Raw genomic sequence first — 918 nt, forward strand, 5'->3', positions numbered from 1 at the left:
AACGGCGCTCGCCGTGTTGCTGATTTTCATGGCTGCGGCTCCGGCTCTTCTTTCGCCTTGTAGGCGGCAAGGCCGATCCATGATCCGTTGTCGCCGCGAAACTGGCGCACAACATCGCCGCCGTCCCAATGGCCGGTGAAGATGCCGCGCCGGTTGATGCCGCCGACGGGGCGCGTGCGCGCCGCCAGAAGGCGGGCGCGGCGCGTGTCTCGATCTAGGTGGCGCATGGGTTGCATGGTCAATCCTTCCTATTCGCTGGCGGTGTCGAGGTTTGTGCCGATCTCGTCGGCGTCGAAGTCTTCAAGGGCTGAAATCGCGCTTTCCAGTTCGGAAACTGCGGCGTCCATCGCCTGCGCACGTTCGCTGTCCTCAAGGCTGGGTGGTAGATTCTCGCGGGCGGCCTGTTCGTCATCCTTGACGGTTTCAAGCATGTCGCGCGCCTCATCCAACAGGGCTTTGCCCTTGTCGATCAGCACGCGGGCGGCGGCGATCTGCTTGCGGCGTTCGCGGTTCATGCCTCTGCCCTCACGTCGCCGCTGTCGATCTGGAATCCTGCGCGGGCCAGCTCGTCACAAAGGGCGTGCTGCCTCTCTTCGCGGGTGCCGCTGGTGGCGATATAGCTGCATCGCCCCCAATGGAACGCGAAGCCTGCACGTTTCAGGCATCCGCGAAACCGCTGGTGGGTGCGGTCGCTCCAATCCAGTGTGCCCGCATAGTTGCGGAAAGCGGCGACGGCGCAGACGGAACCATAATTCTCATCACGCCAGCTAAGCTCGATAACCGGGGGCGATTTGGTCATGATGGCCTCCCTCAATATTCACTGGTTAGGAGAATGGTGAGCACGCGGGTTGTGGCATCGGGATTCCACGGTTCGGCGCTGCCAAATTCAAGATCGCGGTCGTAATAGATCCTATGCAG

At 62.1% G+C, this 918-nt stretch carries 4 protein-coding genes; all 4 read right to left on the reverse strand.

Features of this window, described 5'->3' with window-relative positions:
- Positions 1-26: 26 nt before the first annotated feature.
- The gene (locus ET21_RS0123045; protein WP_004213310.1) at positions 27-236 is read right to left on the reverse strand and encodes a hypothetical protein; all 210 of its coding nucleotides are present in this window, start codon (positions 234-236) and stop codon (positions 27-29) included.
- 12 nt (positions 237-248) lie between these two features.
- Positions 249-515 (reverse strand): hypothetical protein, encoded by a 267-nt coding sequence (locus ET21_RS0123050; RefSeq protein ID WP_008831641.1) that lies wholly within the window; start codon positions 513-515, stop codon positions 249-251.
- Entirely contained in the window at positions 512-799 is a 288-nt protein-coding gene (locus ET21_RS0123055; RefSeq protein WP_030541545.1) for a hypothetical protein, read from the reverse strand. The genes ET21_RS0123050 and ET21_RS0123055 overlap by 4 nt, the downstream gene beginning before the upstream one ends.
- 11 nt (positions 800-810) lie before the next feature.
- Positions 811-918: DUF3768 domain-containing protein (locus ET21_RS27940; RefSeq protein WP_156022505.1), on the reverse strand; the 108-nt coding region annotated here is incomplete at its 5' end.

The organism is Sphingobium sp. DC-2 (genome assembly GCF_000722555.1).
GTDB lineage: Bacteria > Pseudomonadota > Alphaproteobacteria > Sphingomonadales > Sphingomonadaceae > Sphingobium > Sphingobium quisquiliarum.

What these genes read in the sequence shown, in the direction of transcription:
- ET21_RS0123045 (WP_004213310.1), bottom strand. Translation starts at nt 236, where the DNA reads ATGCAACCCATGCGCCACCTAGATCGAGACACGCGCCGCGCCCGCCTT.
- ET21_RS0123055 (WP_030541545.1), bottom strand. Translation starts at nt 799, where the DNA reads ATGACCAAATCGCCCCCGGTTATCGAGCTTAGCTGGCGTGATGAGAAT.
- ET21_RS0123050 (WP_008831641.1), bottom strand. Translation starts at nt 515, where the DNA reads ATGAACCGCGAACGCCGCAAGCAGATCGCCGCCGCCCGCGTGCTGATC.